General features: G+C 66.6%; 2 protein-coding genes. One reads left to right on the top strand and one right to left on the bottom strand.

What is annotated here, in order from left to right; translation table 11 throughout:
• The coding region (katG, locus tag AACZ35_RS13870) for a catalase/peroxidase HPI (protein ID WP_339830288.1) at nt 1-1,960 on the top strand (1,960 nt) is incomplete at its 5' end.
• A 73-nt stretch (nt 1,961-2,033) separates the two neighbouring features.
• Here the strand turns inward: katG and AACZ35_RS13865 are convergent.
• Nucleotides 2,034-2,600 (bottom strand): NADP-dependent isocitrate dehydrogenase (locus AACZ35_RS13865; RefSeq protein WP_339830286.1); only part of this gene is annotated, 567 nt, incomplete at its 5' end.

The raw sequence follows: 2,600 nt of genomic DNA, 5'->3' as shown, positions 1-2,600 counted from the left end.
CCACTACGGTCCCTTCTTCATCCGCATGGCCTGGCACGCGGCCGGCACTTACCGCATCCATGACGGTCGCGGCGGCGGCGGCACCGGCGACCAGCGCTTCGCGCCGCTCAACAGCTGGCCCGACAACGGCAACCTCGACAAGGCGCGCCGCCTGCTGTGGCCGATCAAGCAGAAGTACGGCAAGCAGCTGTCGTGGGCCGACCTGTTCATCCTTACCGGCAACGTCGCGCTTGAATCGATGGGCTTCAAGACCTTCGGCTTCGGCGGCGGCCGCAGCGACATCTGGGAGCCCATGGCCGACGTGTTCTGGGGCCCGGAACAGGAATGGCTTTCCACCAGCGACAAGGAAAACAGCCGCTATTCCGGCGAACGCGACCTGGCCAACCCGCTGGCCGCCGTGCAGATGGGCCTTATCTACGTGAACCCGGAAGGCCCGGACGGCAACCCGGATCCGCTGCTTTCGGCCCGCGACATCCGCGACACCTTCGCGCGCATGGCCATGAACGACTACGAGACGGTCGCGCTGACCGCCGGTGGCCACACCTTCGGCAAGGCGCACGGTGCCGGTGACGCCGGGCTGGTGCAGGTCGAGCCGGAAGGCGCCGACATCGAAAACCAGGGCTTCGGCTGGGCCAGCAGCTACGAGTCCGGCATGGCCGGCCACACCATCACCAGCGGCCTGGAAGGCGCCTGGACGCCGACGCCCACCAAGTGGGACATGACTTACTTCGACGTGCTGTTCAAGTACGACTGGGAGCTGACCAAGAGCCCGGCGGGTGCGCAGCAGTGGCAGGCCAAGGGCCTGAAGGAAGAAGACATGGCGCCGGCGGCCCACGACCCGGGTCGCAAGGAAAAGCTGATGATGAGCACGGCCGACATGGCCATGCGCATGGACCCGGCCTACGAAAAGATCTCGCGCCACTTCAAGGACAACCCGGACGAGTTCGCCGACGCCTTCGCGCGCGCCTGGTTCAAGCTGACCCACCGCGACATGGGCCCGCGCAACCGCTACCTGGGCAAGTACGTGCCCAAGGAAGTACTGATCTGGCAGGACCCGGTGCCCGATGTCGACCACCCGCTGGTGGACGCCAAGGACGTCGCCGCGCTGAAAAAGAAGGTGCTCGATTCAGGCCTGCCGACCGAGCAGCTGGTGTACACCGCCTGGTCCTCGGCCTCGACCTTCCGCGGCAGCGACAAGCGCGGTGGTGCCAACGGCGCCCGCATCCGCCTGGCCCCGCAGAAGGACTGGGAAGTGAACCAGCCCGAGCAGCTGGCCAAGGTGCTGTCCACGCTTGAAGGCATCCAGAAGGACTTCAACGCCTCCGCCGGCGGCGGCAAGAAGATTTCGATGGCCGACCTGATCGTGCTGGCCGGCAACGCGGCCGTGGAAGCGGCGGCGAAGAAGGGCGGCTTCGACATCACCGTGCCCTTCCATCCCGGCCGCACCGACGCCACGGATGAAATGACCGACGTTGATTCATTCGCGCCGCTCGAGCCCAAGGTGGACGGCTTCCGCAACTACGTCGCCAAGGGTTTCGAAGGCTCCGAGGCCGAGATGCTGGTCGACCGCGCCGCGCTGCTGCGGCTCAGCGCGCCGGAAATGACGGTGCTGGTGGGTGGCCTGCGTTCGCTGGGCGCCAACTACAAGGGCAGCAAGCACGGCGTGTTCACCAAGACCCCGGGCACGCTGAACAACGAAGTCTTCCGCAACCTGCTCGACATGCGCACCAAGTGGAAGCGTTCGGAAGGCAACCGCGACATCCTCGAGGGCCGCGACCGCAAGACCGGCGACCTGAAGTGGACCGGCACGGTGTCGGACCTGGTGTTCGGCTCGAACGCGCAGCTGCGCGCACTGGCCGAGGTCTACGCCGCCAGCGACGCCGGCCAGAAGTTCGTCGACGACTTCGTCGCCGCCTGGACCAAGGTGATGGAGGCCGACCGCTTCGACCTGCACGGCTGAGTTCCGCCACATAACAAAAAACCCACCCGGTCGTGAGGCCGGGTGGGTTTTTTTTGGCCGCAGCCAATTACCTCTACAGCGAAGCCAGCGCCGCGTTGAAGGTGGCGCTGGGGCGCATCGCTTCGCTGGCCTTGGCCAGGTCCGGACGGTAATAACCGCCGATGTCCACCGGCTTGCCCTGCACGGCCAGCAGTTCAGCCAGGATCGTGGCTTCCTCGTCCAGCAGGCGCTTGGCCAGCGGCGCGAACTTCGCCTTCAGCGCGGCGTCCTCGTCCTGGTCGGCCAGGGCCTTGGCCCAGTACTGCGCCAGGTAGAAGTGGGTGCCGCGGTTGTCGATCTGGCCGACCTTGCGCGCGGGCGAGCGGTTCTCGTCGAGGATGCGGGCGTTGGCCTCGTCCAGGGTTTTCGCCAGCACCGGCGCCTGCGAGTTGAGCCAGCGCTGGCTGACATGGTCGAGCGAAGCGGCCAGGGCCAGGAATTCACCCAGCGAATCCCAGCGCAGGTAGTTTTCCGCCGTGAACTGCTGCACGTGCTTGGGCGCCGAACCGCCGGCGCCGGTTTCGAACAGGCCGCCGCCGGCCATCAGCGGCACGATCGACAGCATCTTGGCGCTGGTGCCCAGTTCCCTGATCGGGAACAG

This window comes from uncultured Arenimonas sp., assembly GCF_963976025.1.
GTDB lineage: Bacteria > Pseudomonadota > Gammaproteobacteria > Xanthomonadales > Xanthomonadaceae > Arenimonas.
Note: the sequence above shows the minus strand (reverse complement) of the source record. Positions and strands in the feature narration are given on the sequence as shown.